The organism is Luteimonas notoginsengisoli (genome assembly GCF_042648885.1).
GTDB lineage: Bacteria > Pseudomonadota > Gammaproteobacteria > Xanthomonadales > Xanthomonadaceae > Luteimonas > Luteimonas notoginsengisoli.
In genome coordinates, this window is sequence record NZ_JBHRYF010000008.1 from 926423 (window position 1) to 947082 (window position 20660).

The following is a 20660-nucleotide window of genomic DNA, read 5'->3' on the forward strand; positions in this document are numbered from 1 at the left end:
CGCGCGAGTTCCGACGCGACAGCGGTAACCTGCACGCCGCCATGCCGCTGCGCGGCGACACCGATGCCCGAGAGGCGCACGCATGCTGGATGGAGTCTGGATGTTCCCACTGCTCGGCATCGTCGCCGGCCTTTTGGCTGGCCTGCTCGGCGTCGGCGGGGGGCTGGTCCTGGTCGCGGCGCTGGTCTGGCTGCTGCCGCTGCACGGCATCGGCCAGGACGCGGCGATGCATGCGGCGCTGGCCAGTTCGATGGCCAGCATCGTGCTCACCGCGGCCTCGTCGGCCTTTGCCCACCATCGTCGCGGCAGCGTGCTGTGGCCGACGGTGGCGTGGATGGCGCCTGGCCTGCTGGTGGGCGGCTGGCTCGGCAGCCTGCTGGCGGTAGCGCTCGACGGCGCGGTGCTGAAGTGGGGCGTGATCGGCTACTGCCTGCTCGCCGCGGGGCAGATGGTCTTCGGACGCACGCGAGCTCGCGATGGCGACGTGGTGCCGGCGGGGGCGGGCATGACGGCGGCTGGCGTCGGGATCGGCGCGGTGTCGGCGGTGGTCGGCATCGGCGGGGGCAGCATGACCGTGCCGCTGCTGGTCTGGCGCGGCGTGGCGGCGGTGCGCGCGGTGGGCACCTCCTCGGCCTGCGGGGTGGTGATCGGTCTGGCCAGCGCGGCCGGGTATGCCCTCAACGCGCCGGCGGGTGCGTTGCCGGAACACGCGGTCGGCTATGTCTACCTGCCGGCGGCGATCGGGGTAGCGGTCACTTCGGTCGCAGCCGCTCCGCTGGGCTCGCGCCTGGCCCACGCGGTCGGGGGGCCGGCGCTGAAGCGGGTATTCGCCGCGTTCCTCGTCCTCGTCGCCGCCAGCCTGCTGCTGCAATAGCCGCAAGCGTGCCACCGGCATTTGTGCGGCGCCGGGGAATTCGTTACAAACGGTTCGTTGCGACGCACTGTTGCAACCGAAATGATCGCCGCGGACAGGGGGCCGGCGGTCCATCACTCTTGGGAGAGAGATCGATGATGCGCCTGCCCCACGCAAGACTCGCCCTGGCCATCCAGGCATCGCTGCTGCTGTCGTTTTCCGGCCTCGCCGGCGCCCAGGACGCTCCTGCCACGGCCGACCAGGCCACGACCCTCGACACGGTCACCGTGACCGGTACCCGCATCAAGAAGGCCGAGCTCGAGAGCCAGGTGCCGGTGCAGGTCCTCACCCGCGAGGACATCGACCGCAGCGGCTTCACCTCGGTCGCCGACATCGTCCAGAACCTCACCGCCAGCGGCGCGGCGCTCAACACCAAGTTCAATTCCAGCGGCAACTTCGGCTTCCCGCCCGACGGCGGCGGCGTCGGCGCCGGCGCGGCGACGGTGGACCTGCGCCACCTCGGGTCCAAGCGCGTGCTGGTGCTGGTCGACGGCGTGCGCTGGGTCAACGAATCCTCGGCCTCGGGCGTGGGCTCGTCGGTGGACCTCAACACCATCCCGCTGTCGATCATCGAACGCATCGAAGTGCTGGAAGACGGCGCCTCGTCGATCTACGGCTCGGACGCGATCGCCGGCGTGGTCAACATCATCACCCGCCGCAGCATCGACGGGGTCAAGCTCGACTTCAACTACGGCGACTACGACGACCTGGCCGGTGGCGAGAGCTACGGCGCCGACCTGGGCTGGGGCGGCACTACCGACCGCGTGCAATGGTTCCTGGGCGCGTCGTATTACAAGCAAAAGCAGATCGCGTCGTCCGAATACGGCCCGGCGAGCGAACCGGTGCCAGGCACCGGCCTGTCTAACGGCAGCTCGGCGACGCCGCAGGGGCGTTTCGTGTTCCAGGATCCCAACACCGGGCAGGTCTACAGCATCACGCCCGACACCGGCGTGGCGGATCCCACCTACACCAGCGGCCAGCCCGACTGCCCTACGACGCGCACCGACGACTACCACTGCTTCGGCACCCCGGACCGCTTCAACTTTGCGCCCTACAACCTGTTGTCGACCCCATCCGAGCGCAAGAGCGTGTTCGGCCAGGTGCGCTTCGACTTCACGCCGACGTTCAGCGGCCACGCGAAGTTGCTTTACAACCAGCGTGAATCGGCCAACCAGGCGGCGCCCGAGCCGATCTTTCTCGGCACCGATGCCGGCGTCTACAACGATTACGCGGAAAAGACGCTGGTGATCTCGGCGCTCAATCCGTACAACCCCTTCGGTTTCGACCTGACCACGATCGGGCCGGATGCCAATCTCTTCCTGCTCGGCCGACGCCCGGTCGAGGGCGGGCCGCGCCGCTACCAGCAGGAGGTCAAGACCTGGTACGCATCGGCGGGCCTGGAGGGGTCGTTCGACGTCGCAACGCGGCCCTGGAACTGGGATGTCAACGTGGCCTTCAGCCGCAGCCGTGCCGAGCAGACCAACACCGGCAGCTACAACATCCGCCGTATCAACGAAGCGCTCGGCGACCCGGCCGCGTGCGCCGCGATCGCCGGCTGCGTACCGCTGAACCTGTTCGGTGGCGAAGGCACGATCACGCCCGAGATGCTGTCCTTCATCCAGCCGGTGGTGCGCGACCAGAGCGAGAACAAGCTGTCGCTGTTCACCGCCAACCTGACCGGCGACCTGTTCGAGATGTGGGCCGGCCCGCTGTCGTTCGCCGCCGGCTACGAGTACCGCAAGTACGAGGGCAGCTACACGCCCGATCCGATCACCATCGCCGGCGAATACAACGGCGTGCCTTCGGGCGCGACCTCGGGCGACTACGACGTCAACGAGGTGTACGTCGAATTCAACGTGCCGCTGATGCGCGATGGCTGGTTCGGCAAGAGCCTGGACCTGAGCGTGGCCGAGCGCTACTCCGACTACTCGACGTTCGGCGGCGAAAGTACCGGCAAGATCGGCCTGCGCTGGCAGGTGGCCGACGAGCTGCTGCTGCGTGGCTCGTTCGCGCAGGGCTTCCGCGCGCCGTCGATCGGCGAACTGTACGGCACGCTTGCCCGATTCGATGCCACGCTCACCGATCCGTGCAACAACGCAGCGTCGACCACGCCGGCGTGCGTCACCGAAGGCGTTCCGGCCGGCTACGAGCAGTCCAATCCGCAGATCTCGGTCGTCACTTCGGGCAATGCGAACCTGCAGCCAGAAACCAGCCGCAGCCTGATGCTGGGCAGTGTGTGGAGCCCGTCGTTCGCCTCCGGTACGTCGTGGTCCGACAGGCTCGACATCGGCGTGACGTTCTACCGGCACACGATCGACAATGCGATCCAGGCGCGTGATGCGCAGACGATCCTCGAGCGTTGCATCTTCACCCGTGACCCGGAGTCCTGCGGCTTCTACGACCGCAACCCGGTCAGTGGCCAGATCGTGCGTTTCGACGACATCCTCGACAACCTCGGCACGATCAAGACCGACGGATGGGACTTCAACGTCGGCTGGAGCCTGCCCGAGCGCGACTGGGGTCGCCTGCGCTTCGACTGGAAGAACACCTGGGTCGGCCACTACGAGCTGGTCAACGAGTCGGGGCAGGCCGAGCCGCGGCGCCCAGGCCTGGAGCTCAACAACAGCGCGATCCCGGAATGGACTTCCACCCTCGTCACCGACTGGACGCGGGGTCCGTGGACGGTGGCATGGACGGTGCGCCACATCGATGCGCTGACCGAGTCGTGTGCCGGTGCCAACGGTTTCGACATCTGCGACGACAGCGCCAACGACATCAATCACCTGCCCGCCACGACCTACAACGACCTGCAGGTGTCATGGCAGAGCACCGCGTGGATGAAGGGGCTGAGGATCAGCGCCGGGGTCAACAACATCGCCGGCAAGGATCCGCCGATCTGCCTGAGCTGCACCCTCAACGGCTACGACGCGTCGACGTACGATCTTCCGGGCCGCTTCTGGTACGCGCGCCTGGGCCTGGATTTCTGATCGGATGCCGCCCCTCTCCCGCCTGCCGGAGAGGGGCGGTTGCGGGCGCCGCCCGGCGCGCCGCGCGCGTCAAGCGCGAGTTGCGTTCTTCAGCCGGCATGTCTTCCTGTCCCGCTCGCAGGGGAGGAACATGAGCGCGCCTTGCGACGCCGACCGTCACCTTGCAGCCTCAGCCGCTCAGCCGCTCAGCCGCTCAGCCGCTCAGCCGCTCAGCCGCTCAGCCGCTCAGCCGCTCAGCGCTTGAGCGCCTGCTCCGGCACGTCCAGTTCCAATGACAGCGCCAGATGGTCGGACGCGGCCGCGGGGAGCGCGCGCATCTCCCGGCAGCCGAGATCGCCGCTGACCAGGATGTGGTCGATCGCACGCTGCGGCTTCCAGCTGGGAAACGTATGGACCGCGCACGTCGGCGGCTGCAGGCGGGTGCGCTTGTAGAGCACTTCCATTTCCGGCCGGTCCGAGGTGCAGTTGAAGTCGCCCATCAACACCGCGTGCGGGTGGTCGGACAGCAGCTCGGCGATGAACGACAGCTGCGCCAGCCGCGACTGCGCGCCCAGCGACAGGTGGGCCACGGCGATCGTCAGTCCCTCGTCGCCGTCGCCGAAACGCGCCAGCAGCACGCCGCGGCCCGAGATGCGGCCGGGCAGGGAATGGTCGATCACCTCCAGCGGCTCGAGCTTGCTGAGCAGGCCGTTGGCGCTGGAGGCGACGTTGCCGACGCGGCGGTTGGGCTGGTGGCTCCAGTAGTCGAAGCCGCCGCGTTCGGCGAGGTAGTGGGTCTGGTTGGTGAAGCCCGAACGCCAGCTGCCCGGATCGCTTTCCTGCAGGCCGACGATGTCGTGGTTGCCGGCCATCGCGGCGATCGCATCCAGCGCGCCGCGCTTGTTGCCGGCCGGCAGCACGTGCGACCAGCTGCGCATCGCATAGTCGCTGTAGCGGCGCGTGCTGGAGCCGGCCTGGATGTTGGCGCTGAGCAGCTTGAGGCTCTGGTTCGGCATGTGCCTTCGTCCGCGGCGTTACTGCCCGGCCGCGCGCTCCTTGGCGATCAGCTGCTCGGCGTTGTCGATCATGTTCTCGTAGCTGGTGCCCTTGACCAGGTACTTGCCGTCGATGACCAGCGTCGGCGTGCCGGTGATCTGGCTGCGCATCGCGAACTGCTTGGCGCGGCTGGTCTTGGCGTTGATCGCGAAGCTCGACATGGTGCTGGCGAACTGCTTCGGGTCGGCGCCGTGCTTGCCGTAGAACGCGGCGATGTCCTCCACCGAATCCCGGCCGCGCTCGCCCTTCAGGCTGCGGTCGATGTGGATCGCCTGATACAGCGCGTCGTGGGTCTTGTCGACCAGGCCCATCGACTCGGCGGCATAAAAGGCGCGCGCGTAGTCGTCCCAGGTGCCGCCAAACAGCGCCGGCACGTAGGTGAAGCGGACATCCGACGGCAGTTTCGCCTTCCACGAGCGCACCAGCGGCTGGAAGTTGGCGCACGCCGGGCACACGTAGCCGAAGATCTCCACCACCTCGACCTTGCCGTTGCGCGGCTCGAACGGCTGGCCGTTGGGAATTTCCACGTAGTCACGGCCGGCCACGAGCGAGGCGCCCGCGTTGGGATCGATCGGCGGCGGTGGCGGGGCCGGCGCTTCGGTTGCCGCTTCGGTCACTGCTTCGTCGGCGGCAGCGGCCGGTGCATCGCCGGCGGCGGTATCGGCGGCCGGCGCCTGCGCGGCGGGCGCCGGGGCGGCATCGGCGGGCGCGGCGTCCTGGCGCGAGCAGGCCATCAGCGGCAGCAGCAGCAGGGACAGGAGGGCGAGGCGCTGGGTCATGGTCGGTTCTCGTCTGGGTGGCGAAATCGGGATATCTGGAAGATGCGCAATCGGTGGGGTCACGGCCGCTCGCGCGCGGCGCGCTCCATCGCCACCAGCTGCCCGGCGATCCGCAGGGCCTGCTCGTGGCTCGGGGCCTGCACGCGGTACTTGCCGTTGACGACCAGGGTCGGCGTGCCGCGCAGGCCGCTGGCGATGGCGAACTCGCGCGCCCGCTGCATCATCGCATCCACGGCCGGGCTGGCCATCGCAGCCCTGAACCGGGCCGCATCGATGCCCTCGCCGCGGGCGAAGGCGGCCAATTCGTCGACGCTTGCGTGGCTCATCGGCACGGTCTGGGCGGTGTGGATCGCGCGGAACAGCGGGCCGTGGAGCCGATCCAGCGCGCCGAGCTGCTGCGCCGCGAAGCAGGCGCGGCCGTAGTTGTCCTGCGGACTGAAGGCGGCCGGCACGTAGCTCACGCGCACGTCGGCGAGCTGCTTGCGTTTCCAGGCATCGAGCGCGGGCTGCAAGTCGGCGCAGTGGTGGCAGGTGTAGGCGAAGATCTCGGCCACCTCGATCCGGTCGTCCGCCGACGACCAGCGCTGCCCGCCGGGGATGACCACGTAGTCCTGGCCCTCGACCGGGGCGTTCGACGCCGACTGGGCAATCGCGGCCAGCGGCAACAGCAGCAGGCACTGGAGCAGGAGCAGCGCGAGCGCATGGCGCCACGGCGCGAGCCGCCAGAACGCGGGGCGGCCGGGCTTGGCGACATGGGGGGCGGCGGCGTGGGTCATGGCGTCCATCGGAAGGCGGGAACGGGCGGCAAAAAAAAACGCCGGCACAGAAGTCTGGCCGGCGATCTGATTCAAGGACTGTGAACATCCGACCGCGGGTCGGAAGCGAAGTTCATCAGCCCTGCTCGGGCTGCGCCGCCGGTTCAGCTTCGGGTGCGGCCTCGGCTGGGGCCGGCGCCGGCGGTGGCGGGGTCGCTGCCGGCGCGGCGGCGGGCGCCTGCTTCGCCGCCTTGGCCATCGCCATCTGGGTCGCCATGTCCGGACGCTCGTGCAGGCCCTGCAGATAGCTGCCCAGCGAGCTGATCTCCTCGTCGGTCAGCGACTTGGAAATCGTGGCCATGATGTTGAACAGGTGCGGGTCGGTCTGGCTGGTGGTGCCGGTGCGGTATTCCTGCAGGCGCCGCTCGACATAGGCCGCCTGCTGGCCGCCGACGTGCGGATAGGCCGGCCCGGGATTGCCGGCGCCCGCGGGGCCATGACAGGCCATGCAGGCCGGGATCCCGCGCGTCGCGTCTCCGCTGCGGAACAGCTTCTGCCCGACCTGGTAGAACTTCATGCCCTGGTTGGGGCCCGAGGTGATGACGGTGTCGTCGGCGATGCCGGCGCCCGCCTTCTGGGTGGCGAAGTAGGCACCGACGTCGCGCATGTCCTGGGCGCTGAGCATGGAGGCGAACGGCACCATCACCGCGGCCATGCCGCTGTTGCGCTGGCCGTTCTTGAACAGGGCCAGCTGGTGGGCGACGTAGCGCTCGCTCTGCCCGGCCAGGCGCGGGTACTGCGGGTCGGTCGGGTTGCCGTCCAGGCCGTGGCACGCGGCGCAGGCCCCGGCCTTGGTGGCGCCTGCCTGGGGATCGCCCCACTTGGCCTTGGCCAGCTCGGCGACCGCGGACGAATCCAGCGAAGCCGTCTGCACCGGCGCGTTGTCGGGCAGTGGCGTCACGGTGGTCTGGGCGACGGCGGCCGCGGCCACCACCGCAAGGGCGGCGAGGCCGGCAAAACCGTAGGCACGGGCGTGGCGCATGAGCTGGGCTCCGGATTCCATGAGATCGCGCAGGCCCCGGCCGGCGCGGCAGTGCAGGGGCGGTTCGCACCCGCTTGAACCGGGAATTATCGTCGCGCGCCGCAAGTCCGGTCAAACCTGCGTGGCGTCCACGTGCCGCGTCGCCCTTCCTGCGCAGCTGCATCCGGTCCCGGCGCCCGCGTCGGCCATCGCGTCCGCCGCCCCGCAACGCCCCGCACCGCAAGCCGGATGCCTCGTGCCGCCACGGCCCTGTGCGATCCTAGCGCCCATGTCCAATCCGCTCGCCCGCGCGCGCTACCTGCTCGCCGCCCATACCCCGCGCCAGCTTCCGCCCGATGGCGGTTTCGAAGTGGCGTTCGCGGGCCGCTCCAATGCCGGCAAGTCCAGTGCCCTGAACGCGCTGTGCCAGCAGAACGCGCTGGCCCGCGTCTCCAAGACCCCCGGTCGTACCCAGCAGCTGGTGTTCTTCGACGTCACCGCCGGCAGCGGCGGCGCGGCCGAAGTGGCGCCGGAGGACGCCCGCTACCTCGTCGACCTGCCCGGCTATGGCTACGCCAAGGTCCCCCAGGACCTGCAGGCGCACTGGCAGGCCTTCCTCGACGGCTACTTCGGCAGCCGCATGGCGCTGCGCGGGCTGGTGGTGGTGATGGACATCCGCCATCCGCTCAAGGAATACGACCGGCAGATGCTCGGCTACGCGGTGCAGCGCGGCCTGCCCGCGCACGCGCTGCTGACCAAGGCCGACAAGCTCGGTCGCGGGGCCGCGGGCAACACCCTGCAGGCGGTGCGGCGGGAACTGTCGGGCGCGTTCGGCGACACGGTCAGCGTGCAGACGTTCTCGGGCGAATCGAAGCTGGGCGTCGACCAGGCCCGCGACGTGGTGGGGGGATGGCTCCAGCTCTGATGGCGCCCATGCGGTCACCTCGCGCTGCGCGGTGAGGCGCCGATTGCTGTAACCGCCGCCGGCCCCTGCGTCCGTTTTCGTCGCCCCCGCGCGTATTCCGGTTCGAACCGGTGGACGAGCGCGTCCCCGGACCGGAGAAGGGGCACGCTGCACAGGATCCGGATCGGCACCGCGCTGCTAGTGATCGCGACCGCGACGTCGGCGTCACCGTCACCGCCGCCCCAACTGGCGGCCGAGCAGGTGAACCTCGATCCCTCTGGCCTGCGCGCACTGGGAGGATGGGTCCATCAGCGCCTGGCGCAGGCCTCCGTGTTCGACGAAAAGGGCTACGTCAGCCACCTGATGCTGCCGATGAGCTGCCAACCCAAGGCCATCGTGCTGGTCACCCTGGAGACGAGTTGTTCGATGCCGGCGGCATCCGCGACATGGCGTTCCAGGTGTATCGGCGCGACCCCTGACGCGCCCTGTCCGGCGTGGCCGCTCCATCGGCGGAACACAGAAGGCGCGTGAGCGACGCGTCCGGCGCCGGGGCACCGGATATAGTGCGTGCTTGCGGCGGCGCGGGCCGGCGTCTTCCAATGTCATCGAAGCGAGCGCGCCCTTGTCCAGCCCCAGCCATGCCGCCGACACGCCGATCACCGGGCGCGAGCAACTCGTTGAATACATCGCCTCGGGCGAGAAGCCCAAGGCCGACTGGCGCATCGGGACCGAGCATGAAAAGTTCGGTTTCCGCCTCGACGACCTGCGGCCGCCTGTGTTCGACGGCGAGCGCGGCATCGAGTCGCTGCTGCAGGGGCTGACCCGTTTCGGCTGGGACAAGGTCGACGAACACGGCCGCACCATTGCACTGCTGCGCGACGGCGCTTCGGTCACGCTCGAACCGGCCGGCCAGCTCGAACTGTCGGGTGCGCCGCTGGAGACCATCCACGAGACCTGCAGCGAGGTCGACGGCCATCTGCGCGAGGTCAAGACGGTGGCCGACGAACGCGGCCTGGGATTCCTCGGCATGGGCTTCCAGCCCAAGTGGCGCCGCGAAGACATGCCGTGGATGCCCAAGGGTCGCTACGCGATCATGCGCGCCTACATGCCGAAGGTCGGCGACCTCGGGCTCGACATGATGACCCGCACCTGCACGGTGCAGGTCAACCTCGATTTCGCCAGCGAAGCGGACATGGTGAAGAAGTTCCGCGTGTCGCTCGCCCTGCAGCCGATCGCGACCGCGCTGTTCGCCGACTCGCCGTTCACAGAAGGCAAGCCCAACGGCTACCTCAGCTACCGCTCGCACATCTGGACCGACACCGATCCCGATCGCACCGGCATGCTGGACTTCGTGTTCGAGGACGGATTCGGCTACGAGCGCTACGTCGACTACCTGCTCGACGTGCCGATGTATTTCTCCTACCGCGACGGCACCTACCACGACGCCAGCGGCCAGAGCTTTCGCGACTTCATGCAAGGCAGGCTGCCGGTGCTTCCGGGGGCGCTGCCAACGCTGGTCGACTGGTCCGACCACATGACCACCGCCTTCCCGGAAGTGCGGATGAAGAAGTTCCTGGAGATGCGCGGCGCCGATGGCGGCCCCTGGAACCGGCTGTGCGCGCTGCCGGCGTTCTGGGTCGGCCTGCTGTACGACGACGCCGCGCTCGACGCGGCGTGGGACCTGGTCAAGGACTTCACGCGGGAGGAGCGCCATGCACTCCGCGACGGCGTGCCGGCGCGCGCACTGAAGCTGCCGTTCCGCGGCGGCAGCGTGCGCGAGCTCGCCCTGGAGGCGTTGAAGATTTCCGCCGGCGGCCTGCGGCGACGCGCCCGCCTCAACGGCAACGGCGCGGACGAGAGCATCTTCCTCGCCACGCTGGTGGAAGCCGCCGAAGCCAGCGAGACCCCGGCCGAACGCAAGCTGGCGCTCTTCCATGGCGAATGGAACGGCAGCGTGGATCCGGTGTTCCGCGAGTTCGCGTACTGATCGCCAAGCCGGCGGCCTCTCGGCTCCTGTAGGAGCCGCTTCAGCCGCGAGCTGTTGCTCTTGCCCATCCCCCTACGAAGGCAGGGGAGGCTGGGAGGGGTGTCCACGGTTCGCGCCGATCCGAAAGACACCCCCTCCCCAGCCTGCCCGGCCATCGAGCGCAGCTCGATGGCGTTCGTCAGGACGCGAACCAGTGGTTCGAAAACCGCCTTCTTCACCCCTGCCTTCGCAGGAGAGGGAGCTGAAAGCTCGCGGCTGAAGCCGGCCCTACAGGGTTTCCGCAACGCCGTTTTCGCAGCCGTTGCGAAACGGCGTGTAGGCTTTCGGCATGGGCAAATCCGAATCGAGCAACACCCTCACCGATCCCGACGCCGATACCGCTGCGCCGCTGCGCGACATCGACTTCGCCGAGACCGACGCGCTGCTGCGCGACGACGTCCGCCGCTTGGGTGCGATGGTCGGGCAGATGCTGGCCGAACAGCAGTCGCCGGCATTCCTCGACCAGGTCGAATCGGTCCGGCGCATGGCCATCGCCCGGCGCGAGAACGACGAACCCATCGACGCCCTGGCCACGCGCCTGTGCGAGGTGCCGCCCGACGACGCCGAAGCCCTGGTGCGCGCCTTCGCCGCGTATTTCGGCGCCACCAACCTCGCCGAGCGCGTGCATCGCATCCGCCGCCGTCGCGACCACCAGCGCAACGGCGACGCGCCGCAGCCCGGCGGGCTGGAGGCGGTGCTGGGCGAACTGCGCGACGCCGGCGTGTCGTTCGACGAGCTCGCCGCGTTCCTGCCGCGGCTGTCGGTCGAGCCAGTGTTCACCGCGCACCCGACCGAGATCGTGCGCCGCGCGCTGCTGGACAAGGAGCGCACCATCGTCGAGCGCCTGGTCGCCGACATCGACCGCTCGCGCACGCCGCCGGAGCGCCGCTCCGACGAGGCGCGCATCCGCCTGGCGCTGACCTCGACCTGGCAGACCGCCGATGCCCCGTCGCAGAAGCCGACCGTGCAGGACGAAGTGGAACACGTCGGCTTCTATCTCGCCCACGTGCTGTACCGCACGCTGCCGGTGTTCTACGAGGCGTTCGCCGATGCGATCGAAGCGGTTTACGGCCAGCGCGTCGCGGTGCCGAAGGTACTGCGCTTCGGCACCTGGGTCGGGGGTGACATGGACGGCAACCCCAACGTCAACGCCGACACCATGCGTGCCGCGCTCGACGCGCAGCGGGCGCTGGCCCTGGCCCAGTACCGCGCCGACCTGCGCGCGCTCGGCGGGGTGCTGACGCAGTCTCTGGGCCGGGTCGAGGTCGACGACGCGCTGCTCGCGCGCATCGAGGCCTATGGCGCGCAGTGGCCCGGGGTGATCGCCGCCATCGCGCCGCGCCGCGCCGACATGCCCTATCGCGTGCTGCTCGAACTGATGGACGCAAGGCTCGCGGCGACCGGTACGTCGCAGGCCGACGGCTATGCGGGCCTGGATGGATTCATCGCCGACCTGGAACTGCTCGACGCCAGCCTGGCACACCATCGCGGCGAGCACGCCGGCCGTTTCGCGCTGCAGCGCGTGCTGCGGCGCGCGCGCGGCTTCGGCTTCCACCTCGCCGCGCTCGACCTGCGCCAGGACTCGGCGGTGCACGAAGAGGCGCTGGCCGCGCTGCTCGCCGATCCGGACTGGGCCTCGCGGCCGGCGCCGGAACAGGTCGAGCGCCTGCACCGCGCGATCGAGGGCGAGGAAGCCGCCGGCGGGGTGCCGGAGAACGAAGTCGCCGCCTCGACCTTGGCCGTGTTCCGCGAAGCGTGCGAACTGCGCGGGTCGCACGGCGACGATGCGATCGGCCTGTACATCATCAGCATGGCGCGCAGCGCCGCCGACGCGCTGGCCGTGCTGGCGCTGGCGCGGATGGCCGACTGCGTGGAAGGCGAGGACGCGCGCGTGCCGCTGGACGTGGCGCCGCTGTTCGAGACCGTCGACGACCTCGACGCGGCGCCGGCCGTCATGCGCGCCCTGTTCGACGACCCCGTGTACCGCGCGCACCTGCGCGCGCGCGGCGATCGGCAGACGGTCATGCTGGGGTACTCGGACAGCGCGAAGGATGGCGGCCTGCTCGCTTCGCGCTGGGCGCTGCAGCGCACCCAGGTGGAGCTGTCCGCGCTCGCGCAGGCGTCGGGCGTGCGCATCGTGTTCTTCCACGGCCGCGGCGGCTCGATCAGCCGCGGCGGCGGCAAGACCAGCCGCGCGGTGCTGGCCGCGCCGCGCGGCTCGGTGGACGGCAGCCTGCGCATGACGGAGCAGGGCGAGGTGATCCATCGCAAGTACGGTATTCGCGCACTGGCGCTGCGCAACCTGGAGCAGGCCACCGCGGCGGTGCTGCGGGCCAGCCTGCGCCCGCGCGCGCCGGATTCGCGCGAGGCACGCTGGCGCGAGATCGCCTCGGAGCTCGCCGGGGTGGCGCGGTCGCACTACCGCGCGCTGGTCTACGACGCGCCGGGCTTTGACGACTACTTCCGCGCCGCAACGCCGATCGACGTGATCGAGCGGCTGCACATCGGGTCGCGACCAGCGCGCCGGCGCAATGCGGGGATCCGCGGGTTGCGCGCGATTCCCTGGGTGTTCGCCTGGGCGCAGAACCGCTCCGGCCTCACCGCCTGGTACGGCGTCGGCCAGGCGCTGCGTCACGGCGTGGAAACCCACGGCCGCGAGGCGATGGCGGAAATGGCGCGCGACTGGCCGTTCTTCGGCACCCTGCTCGACGACCTGGAAATGACCCTGGCGAAATCCGACCTGGCGATCTTCGAGCGCTACTCGCGCCTCGCCAGCGCGCACGACATGTTCTTTCCCGGGATCGCGGACGAGTTCGCCCGCACCCGCGACACGCTGCTGGCGATCCGCGACGAGGACGCGCTGCTGACCCGCGACCCGCGCCTGCGGCTGTCGATCCGGCTGCGCAATCCCTACGTCGACCCGATCAGCCTGCTGCAGGTCGAACTGCTGCGCCGCTGGCGCGCAGGCGGCCGCCAGGACGACGACACCCTGCGCGCGCTGCTGGCGACGGTGAACGGGATCGCCGCGGGAATCCAGAACACCGGTTGAGCCCTTCTCTTTTTTGCAGGAGCGGCTTCAGCCGCGAGCTTTCATGCGATCCCTTGCGACGGCCAAGGTGAGAAGGCCGCCGGCCCATCGGCTCGCTGCCTGAAGAATGCTGTCGACCCGAGCCCGGTGGCCGACGGTTTGTAGGGGCGCTTCAGCGCCGCAATCCGTAGCCGCCTCTTCGCAGCATCCCTCTACCTTCGCAGGGTGCGACAGCCTGCGGCCGGAGCCGCCATGCAAGAGACCGGAACGGATCTAGACTCGAAGTCCCTTTCCGCCGGAGTCCTCCGATGTCCCAGGACCGCAATGACCTCGTCTTCTATACCAATCCCCAATCGCGTGGGCGCATCGTGCGCTGGATGCTGGAAGAAGTCGGGCAGCCCTACCGCACGCACGTGCTCGCGTTCGACGGCGCGCAGAAATCGCCCGAATACCTGGCGATCAACCCGATGGGCAAGGTGCCGGCGATCGTGCATCGCGGCGCGGTGGTCACCGAGGGCGCCGCGATCTGCGCCTATCTCGCCGACGCCTTTCCCGATGCCGGGCTGGCGCCGCCGCTCGCCAGCGCGCTGCGCGGCGCCTACTACCGCTGGTTGTTCTTCGCCGCCGGCCCGGTCGAAGCCGCGGTGTCGGCCAAGTCGATGGGTCTGCTGGCGCCGGCGGATCGCGCGGGGCTGGTCGGCTATGGCAGCTTCGAGCAGACCGTCGACACTCTGGAAATCGCGGTGCAAGCCGCTTCGCCGTGGCTGCTGGGAGACCAGTTCACCGCGGCCGACGTGTACGTCGGCAGCCAGGTGTCGTGGGGGCTGTTGTTCAAGACCTTGCCCGAGCGACCGGCGTTTGCCGAGTACGCCCACCGGCTGCGAGCGCGCGAAGCCGCGCAGCGCGCCGCGGCGCTCGACGATGCGCTGATTGCGAAGCCCGAATAGGGCGGCGCCAGATCTGACGATGGGGCCCGATGTCCTCCGTGCCGGGACGCGGTCGCGTCGCTGCGAACGGGTCCGGTATACTGGGGCCCAGTATCCAGCGACGCCGATCCATGCCCCACAGCCCTGCCGAGAAAAAGCGCGTCCTGGCCCGCGTCCGTCGCGTGCGCGGGCAGCTCGACGCGCTCGAACGCGCGCTGGATGCCGGTGCCGACTGCGCGCCCGTGCTGCAGCAGATCGCGGCGATCCGCGGCGCGGTCAACGGGCTGATGGCCGGCGTGCTGGAAAGCCACCTGCGCGAGGAACTCGTGCAGGCCGCGGCCACCCCCGAACAACGCCAGGCCGGCATCGACTCCGCCGTCGCGCTGGTCCGCTCCTATCTCAGATAACCGCACACCGGAGACATGCCATGAAATCACGCGCCGCCGTCGCCTTCGAGGCAGGAAAGCCGCTGCAGATCGTCGAGATCGACGTCGAGCCGCCGCGCAAGGGCGAGGTGCTGGTGAAGATCACCCACACCGCGCTGTGCCATACCGATGCGTTCACCCTGTCGGGTGACGATCCCGAAGGCGTGTTCCCCGCCGTACTCGGGCACGAGGGCGCGGGCGTGGTGGTCGAGGTCGGCGAGGGCGTGACCAGCGTCCAGCCCGGCGATCACGTGATCCCGCTGTACACCGCCGAATGCGGCGAGTGCCTGTTCTGCAAATCCGGCAAGACCAACCTGTGCGTGGCGGTGCGCGCGACACAGGGCAAGGGCCTGATGCCAGACGGCACCAGCCGCTTCTCGTACCAGGGCAAGCCGATCCACCACTACATGGGCTGTTCGACCTTCAGCGAGTACACCGTCGTCGCCGAAGTCTCGCTGGCCAAGGTCAATCCCGAGGCCAATCCGGAGCACGTGTGCCTGCTCGGCTGCGGCGTCACCACCGGCATCGGCGCCGTGCACAACACCGCGAAGGTGGCCGAAGGCGACAGCGTGGCGGTGTTCGGCCTCGGCGCGATCGGCCTGGCGGTGATCCAGGGCGCGAAGCAGGCCAAGGCCGGCCGCATCATCGCGATCGACACCAACGCCGACAAGTTCGCGCTGGCCCGGCAGATGGGCGCGACTGACTGCGTGAACCCGAAGGACTCCGAGATGCCGATCCAGCAGGTGATCGTCGAGATGACCGGCTGGGGCGTGGATCATTCGTTCGAATGCATCGGCAACGTCAGCGTGATGCGCGCGGCGCTCGAGTGCGCGCACCGCGGCTGGGGCCAGAGCGTGATCATCGGCGTGGCCGGCGCGGGGCAGGAGATTTCCACCCGCCCGTTCCAGCTGGTCACCGGGCGCAAGTGGATGGGCACCGCGTTCGGCGGCGTCAAGGGACGCAGCCAGCTGCCCGGCATGGTCGAGGAGGCGATGCGCGGCGACATCCAGCTGGCGCCCTTCGTCACCCACACCCTGCCGCTGGCACGGATCAACGAAGCGTTCGACCTGATGCACGAGGGCAAGTCGATCCGCGCGGTGATCCACTACTGACCGGTGGCCTGCCCCGCATTCGAGAGAAATCTGTTCCGCGAGGCAGGGCGGGCATGGACGACGGGTCTTCTCGGAGCCCGTCCCTTCACCCGACGCATCTCCCGCTCGACGGCGGGGCTCGTGTACGCACAAACGGCGAGGCAAGCACCATGGAACGCATCGAACATCGCGCCTGCTTCGGCGGCTGGCAGGACGTCTATCGGCACCGCTCGGAGGTGCTCGACTGCGACATGACCGTGGGCGTGTACCTGCCGCCGCAGGCCGCACACGGGCCGTGCCCGGTGCTGTACTGGCTCTCCGGACTGACCTGCAACGAGCAGAACTTCATCACCAAGGCCGGCGCGCAACGGTACGCCGCCGAGCACGGCGTCATCCTGGTGGCGCCGGACACCAGTCCGCGCGGGCAGGACGTGGCCAACGACGAGGCCTACGACCTCGGCCAGGGCGCCGGCTTCTACGTCAATGCGACGCGCGAGCCGTGGGCGAAGCATTACCGCATGTACGACTACGTCGCCGACGAACTGCCGGCGCTGGTCGAAGCGAAGTTTCCCGCCACCGACGTGCGCGCGATCAGCGGACACTCGATGGGCGGACACGGCGCGCTGGTGATCGCGCTGCGCAACCCGGGCCGCTACCGCAGCGTGTCGGCGTTCTCGCCGATCGTTGCGCCATCGCAGGTGCCGTGGGGAGAGAAGGCATTCGCCGCCTACCTTGGCGACGATCGGGAAGCCTGGAAGCGGTACGACGCGGTCGAACTGGTGAAGGGCGCGCGCGAGAAACTGCCGCTGCTCGTCGACCAGGGCGACGCGGACGAATTCCTGTCCGGGCAGCTGAAGCCCGAGCTCCTGCGCGCGGTTTGCGCTGCGGCCGGCCATCGGCTGGAACTGCGCCTGCAGCCCGGCTACGACCACAGCTACTACTTCATCGCCAGTTTCATCGGCGATCACATCGCGCACCATGCCCGGGCGATGCGGGCATGAGCACGCCCGTACCGCTGGTGTTCCACGTCGTGGTGCGGGTGAAGCCGGAGTGCGTCGACGAGTGGCTGCGTGAGATCGCGGCGATCGCCGACGCGATGTCGCAGGAGGACACATTCCTGTCCTGCGACCTGCATCGCGACGCGCACGATTCCAGCGTGTTCACCCTGTACGAGCGCTGGGCCGAGCCCGACGTGGAAACCTTCCTCGCCCGCCAGGACAAGCCCTATCGACGCGCGTATGAGGCGAAACTGCCGCAGCTGCTGCAGGGTCCGCGCGAGCCGCAGGTACTGGTGCCGCTGCGCCGGTGGTCGCGCGAAACCTGACCCAACGTCAACTGCCCTCGTAGGAGCGGCGGAAGCCGCGAGCCTGCGAGAGGAGGTCGTTCGCAGGCGATGCTCGCTGGCCTCGTGGGAGCGGCTTCAGTCGCGATCCCTTGATTCGAGTGCCCAGAAAACAGGCGATCGCGGCGCAAATTGCTTCTACAAGAAAGCCTTCTCCGCGACGACAGGCAAGCGCCATGGCTAGATTCGCGGCTTCCGCCGCTCCTACGCGCCGCGCGAGTCCAGCAGGAAGTCGGTACAGGCGAAGCGCTCGCCGCTCAGGACAGTTTCGCCGCGTTCAAGTGCCAGCGGCGCGACGAACATGGGGCCGTCGTAGACGCACGTGTGGAACTCGCCGTTCTCGCCGCAGGGATCGACGCCTGCCGGCAGATCCCCGAGCAGCGCCGCGTCGAAGTCCCGTCCGGCGAAGGTCGCGTCCATCTGCCCGGTATCCACGCAGCACAGGCGGGCGCGCAAGCCGCCGTCGAGCATGTCGCGCGCGAGCTGCGCGGTATCGGCGCCGAACAGCGGCGTCAGGATGTCCCAGCCCGCGCGCGCGCACTGCGCCTGGCGCCAGGCGCGGAGGTCTTCCAGCAGCAGGTCGCCGAAGGCGGCCGTCCGCAACCCGGGCCAGCGCTCGCCCGCTCCGGCCAGCGCGCGGGCCATCGCAGCTTCATAGACGTCGTTGCCGCAGTTGGCGGGCATGCGCGCTTCGAGGAGCGGCAGGCCACACGCCGACGCCTGCGCCAGCAGCACGTCGCGGCGCACGCCCTGCATCGAAGAGCGATCGTCCTCGATCGTGATGCTGGACAGCAGCGAGACGACTTCCACGTCGTCGCGCCGGCGCAGTGCGTGCAGCGCCCACGCCGCATCCTTGCCGCCGCTCCAGCACAGCAGCACCGGCTTGCGCAGGCCGCTGCGCGTCATCGTCTGCGGGGAGGCGGCCGACGCTGATGGAGCGGCATGCGGCGGAGAAACTCAGGCCGACGACACATCGCGCAGTTCCCAGGCGCTACCGGCCAGCCAGCGCAGGCGCTGCTTGAACACCGTGCCGGCGATCGACGTCACCACGATCAGATCGATGTGCAGGTCGTCCTGGCGGCCTTCGACGGTGGCGCCGGGATCGGTGAGGCCGAGCGCGGGATCGACCTCGTCCGGATCATCCTGCGATGCGCGCCAGCGTTCGAACAGCGCATTGGTGCGCAAGGCTTCCTGCAGCTCCTGCGCCATGCCCTCGGCGCCCTGCGAGCGGAATGCGAATTCGCCGGCGGCACGCGCCTTGGCCGGATCGGGGATTGCGACGTAGTAGCGGGTGGCCATCGTTGTCCTCGCGGGTGTGGGGTCGGGTTTGCGTAGCAGAGGCAGAAGCCTCGGGCTTTGCTTCGTCGCCTTGCGTAGCACGAGAGGGGCATCGCTCGCGGCTTCCGCCGCTCCTGGCGGAATGCTGACAGGCTAGCAGGCGGGCGTGAGTTGGATGTCTTCGGAATAGACGGAAAAGCTCGCCGCTGAAGCCGCTCCCACGAGAGCGGAGGATGTCCGCGCGAATCAGGGCTTGCCGAACTCGTGCGGCTCGGCCGCGAAGCCGACCACTACCGCGCCCTTGCCGACGTTGACCATGCCGGTCAGGCTCATCACGCTTTCGAAGACTTCGATGTTGTGGGCGTCGCAGGCGTCGCGCAGCGCGCTGTAGCCGGGCAGGGCGCGCATCTCGTCGAGTTCTCCGCCGTAGCACAGCGCCACGGTGGGAGTCAGCAGGCCAGCGGCCACCCGGCGCGCGGTGAATTCGAACGTCTGCTGCGTCGCCGCCTCGAAGCCCTTGATCTTGGCGACCGGACCGGTGTCGCCGCGGTAGCCGCGCAGTACCGGCTTGATGTCCAGCGCGGTGCCGAGCGCAGCGCTGAACAGGCTGACGCTGCGGTCGCCCTTGGTGCGCGCGCGGTTGCGGATGTAATACAGATCGCGCGGGATCAGGTAGCCGTAGGTGTTCACCGCGAGTTCCTCGAGCCGGCTGCGGATGCGCGGCGGCTCCTCCCCGGCCTCGCGCAGGCGAACCGCCTCGATGGGCAGGATCGCCTGCGCACTGAACAGGTTGCGGGTGTCGATCACGCGCAGCGCGAACGGCGTGTTGTTGCCGGCCTCCGAACGGATCGCCCGGTATCCGTTGAGGATCGCGTAGCTGGCCTGCTGCGCGTTGTCGAAGATCGGGCTGCGGGTGCGCGTGATCGTCATGCAGAACACGTAGTCGTAGTCGATCACCAGCTTCTGCAGGAACAGGTCGCGGATCTGCTCGACGGTGAACGGAACGGTCTCCGCGTTCGCGCCGCGTTCGGCGATGTGCGCGTCGAGATAGGCGAGGGTGGCGGCCGGATCGCGATAGTCGACCTGCACGGCATCGTCGATCCGAACGGTGATCGGCAGGAGCTCGATGTTGTGGCGGTCGATGAATTCCTTCGGCAGGTCACAGGCCGAGTCGACGACGAGTCCGATGCGCATGGGCCGGGTCCTGTGCGGTGGTGCCGGCCGCCACGATACAGCAGGCGCGCGCGTGCCTGGCGCGGACGGCGCGGGGCGAATTCACCGGCGCCGGGCGGCTTCGGGCAGGGTCGCCAGGCGGCGCATCTCGGGATCGTCGAGCAGCGCGGGGTCGCGCAGGACGGCCACGGCCAGGTCGTGCGCGTCATCGCCCCAGAACAGGGCGTCACCGATCGCCAGCGTCGGCACCCCGAACAGGCCGGCCGCGATCGCCGCCTCGGTGTTGGCGCGCAGTGCGGCCTTGACCGTTTCGTCGGCGAACGCGCTTGCGGCAAGGCCCAGCCGCGCCGCCAAGGGTTCCAGCGCAGCGCCGCTGTCGCCCGCTTCGCCGCGCGCCCAGATCCAGTCGAAGATCGCGTCGATCGCATCGGGCGTACTGCCGGCGGCGATGCACAGCCGCAGCGCTGCCAGCGGGTTGAACGGATGCGCCGGCGGGAACCGCAGCGCGATGTCCTGCTGCCGCGCGCGCCAAAGCGCGTGGCGGTAGGTGAACACGCGTTTGCATGGAATCTCCGCCGGCCCCTTCTGCCCGACGGCATCGAGCACCGCGCCGAACACCACCGGCACCGGCAGCACCGGGTCGGTCCGCATCAGCGCGCGGACTTTCGGCCACTGCAGGTACGCGAACGGCGAGATGAAATCGAAGTACCAGCGCAGCGGCGGCGCGCTCATGGCCGGTTCTGCGCCTCGGGCCGATGACCAGGTGGTACGCGACCAACTGCGGTACGTGGCAGGCCCCCTCCATCAGCCCCGGCCACTGGTTGCCCCGGCCGAAGGCATCGTCGAGCCCGAAGCTCGCCGCCACCGGCGGCGACGGCGGAAACCGCTTCAGCCTGCATCGCCCGCCAGTAGCCGTGTTCCATCGCTGTCTCCCGCGCCTGCCCGGCAGCATACGCCGGAGGTCGCGACACGCCAGC

Annotated in this window: 19 protein-coding genes; 11 read left to right on the forward strand and 8 right to left on the reverse strand. The window is 69.5% G+C overall.

Features of this window, described 5'->3' with window-relative positions:
* Positions 1 to 100: 100 nt before the first annotated feature.
* Positions 101 to 874 carry a sulfite exporter TauE/SafE family protein gene (locus tag ACFOM9_RS12025; protein WP_386710855.1) on the forward strand — a complete coding sequence of 258 codons (774 nt, stop codon included), beginning with the start codon at positions 101 to 103 and terminating at the stop codon, positions 872 to 874.
* A gap of 134 nt (positions 875 to 1008) precedes the next feature.
* A complete protein-coding gene (locus ACFOM9_RS12030; RefSeq protein ID WP_386710858.1) occupies positions 1009 to 3900 on the forward strand; it encodes a TonB-dependent receptor plug domain-containing protein in 2892 nt (963 codons plus the stop codon).
* A 233-nt stretch (positions 3901 to 4133) separates the two neighbouring features.
* Here ACFOM9_RS12030 and ACFOM9_RS12035 read toward each other — a convergent pair whose 3' ends face one another.
* From ACFOM9_RS12035 to ACFOM9_RS12050, 4 genes are all read right to left on the reverse strand, one after another.
* The gene (locus tag ACFOM9_RS12035; RefSeq protein ID WP_386711075.1) at positions 4134 to 4874 is read right to left on the reverse strand and encodes an endonuclease/exonuclease/phosphatase family protein; all 741 of its coding nucleotides are present in this window, start codon (positions 4872 to 4874) and stop codon (positions 4134 to 4136) included.
* A gap of 39 nt (positions 4875 to 4913) precedes the next feature.
* On the reverse strand, positions 4914 to 5714 hold the full coding sequence (locus ACFOM9_RS12040; RefSeq protein ID WP_386710861.1) for a thiol:disulfide interchange protein DsbA/DsbL: 801 nt from the start codon (positions 5712 to 5714) through the stop codon (positions 4914 to 4916).
* Between the two features lie 59 nt (positions 5715 to 5773).
* Complete coding sequence (locus ACFOM9_RS12045) at positions 5774 to 6490, reverse strand: thiol:disulfide interchange protein DsbA/DsbL (RefSeq protein WP_386710864.1); 717 nt, start codon at positions 6488 to 6490, stop codon at positions 5774 to 5776.
* Positions 6491 to 6605: 115 nt separating this feature from the next.
* Positions 6606 to 7511 (reverse strand): c-type cytochrome, encoded by a 906-nt coding sequence (locus ACFOM9_RS12050; protein WP_386710867.1) that lies wholly within the window; start codon positions 7509 to 7511, stop codon positions 6606 to 6608.
* 268 nt (positions 7512 to 7779) lie between these two features.
* On the opposite strand from ACFOM9_RS12050, the gene yihA reads away from it, so the two are divergent.
* The 9 genes from yihA (at position 7780) to ACFOM9_RS12095 (ending at position 17214) form a co-directional block, all read left to right on the forward strand.
* The gene (yihA, locus tag ACFOM9_RS12055; RefSeq protein WP_386710870.1) at positions 7780 to 8415 is read left to right on the forward strand and encodes a ribosome biogenesis GTP-binding protein YihA/YsxC; all 636 of its coding nucleotides are present in this window, start codon (positions 7780 to 7782) and stop codon (positions 8413 to 8415) included.
* A 180-nt stretch (positions 8416 to 8595) separates the two neighbouring features.
* Complete coding sequence (locus ACFOM9_RS12060) at positions 8596 to 8925, forward strand: hypothetical protein (protein WP_386710873.1); 330 nt, start codon at positions 8596 to 8598, stop codon at positions 8923 to 8925.
* A 73-nt stretch (positions 8926 to 8998) separates the two neighbouring features.
* Positions 8999 to 10381, forward strand: a complete 1383-nt coding sequence (locus tag ACFOM9_RS12065) for a glutamate--cysteine ligase (protein ID WP_386711078.1) — start codon at positions 8999 to 9001, stop codon at positions 10379 to 10381.
* 328 nt (positions 10382 to 10709) lie between these two features.
* A complete protein-coding gene (gene ppc, locus ACFOM9_RS12070) occupies positions 10710 to 13469 on the forward strand; it encodes a phosphoenolpyruvate carboxylase (protein ID WP_386710876.1) in 2760 nt (919 codons plus the stop codon).
* Positions 13470 to 13756: 287 nt separating this feature from the next.
* Positions 13757 to 14395, forward strand: a complete 639-nt coding sequence (locus ACFOM9_RS12075) for a glutathione S-transferase family protein (RefSeq protein WP_386710879.1) — start codon at positions 13757 to 13759, stop codon at positions 14393 to 14395.
* A 110-nt stretch (positions 14396 to 14505) separates the two neighbouring features.
* Positions 14506 to 14781: a formaldehyde-responsive transcriptional repressor FrmR gene (gene frmR, locus ACFOM9_RS12080; RefSeq protein WP_386710882.1), complete on the forward strand. Its 276-nt coding sequence runs from the start codon at positions 14506 to 14508 to the stop codon at positions 14779 to 14781.
* Positions 14782 to 14801: 20 nt separating this feature from the next.
* Positions 14802 to 15911, forward strand: a complete 1110-nt coding sequence (locus ACFOM9_RS12085; RefSeq protein WP_386710885.1) for an S-(hydroxymethyl)glutathione dehydrogenase/class III alcohol dehydrogenase — start codon at positions 14802 to 14804, stop codon at positions 15909 to 15911.
* Positions 15912 to 16060: 149 nt separating this feature from the next.
* Positions 16061 to 16891 (forward strand): S-formylglutathione hydrolase, encoded by an 831-nt coding sequence (fghA, locus tag ACFOM9_RS12090; protein ID WP_386710888.1) that lies wholly within the window; start codon positions 16061 to 16063, stop codon positions 16889 to 16891.
* Complete coding sequence (locus ACFOM9_RS12095) at positions 16888 to 17214, forward strand: putative quinol monooxygenase (RefSeq protein ID WP_386710891.1); 327 nt, start codon at positions 16888 to 16890, stop codon at positions 17212 to 17214. The genes fghA and ACFOM9_RS12095 overlap by 4 nt, the downstream gene beginning before the upstream one ends.
* A 222-nt stretch (positions 17215 to 17436) precedes the next feature.
* On the opposite strand, the gene ACFOM9_RS12100 is transcribed toward ACFOM9_RS12095, so the two are convergent.
* From ACFOM9_RS12100 to ACFOM9_RS12115, 4 genes are all read right to left on the reverse strand, one after another.
* Positions 17437 to 18138: a Dph6-related ATP pyrophosphatase gene (locus tag ACFOM9_RS12100; RefSeq protein ID WP_386710894.1), complete on the reverse strand. Its 702-nt coding sequence runs from the start codon at positions 18136 to 18138 to the stop codon at positions 17437 to 17439.
* A gap of 51 nt (positions 18139 to 18189) precedes the next feature.
* Positions 18190 to 18531 (reverse strand): hypothetical protein, encoded by a 342-nt coding sequence (locus ACFOM9_RS12105; protein WP_386710897.1) that lies wholly within the window; start codon positions 18529 to 18531, stop codon positions 18190 to 18192.
* 225 nt (positions 18532 to 18756) lie between these two features.
* On the reverse strand, positions 18757 to 19704 hold the full coding sequence (locus ACFOM9_RS12110; protein WP_386710900.1) for a DegV family protein: 948 nt from the start codon (positions 19702 to 19704) through the stop codon (positions 18757 to 18759).
* Positions 19705 to 19785: 81 nt separating this feature from the next.
* On the reverse strand, positions 19786 to 20415 hold the full coding sequence (locus ACFOM9_RS12115) for a 2-hydroxychromene-2-carboxylate isomerase (RefSeq protein WP_386710903.1): 630 nt from the start codon (positions 20413 to 20415) through the stop codon (positions 19786 to 19788).
* Positions 20416 to 20660 lie beyond the last annotated feature (245 nt).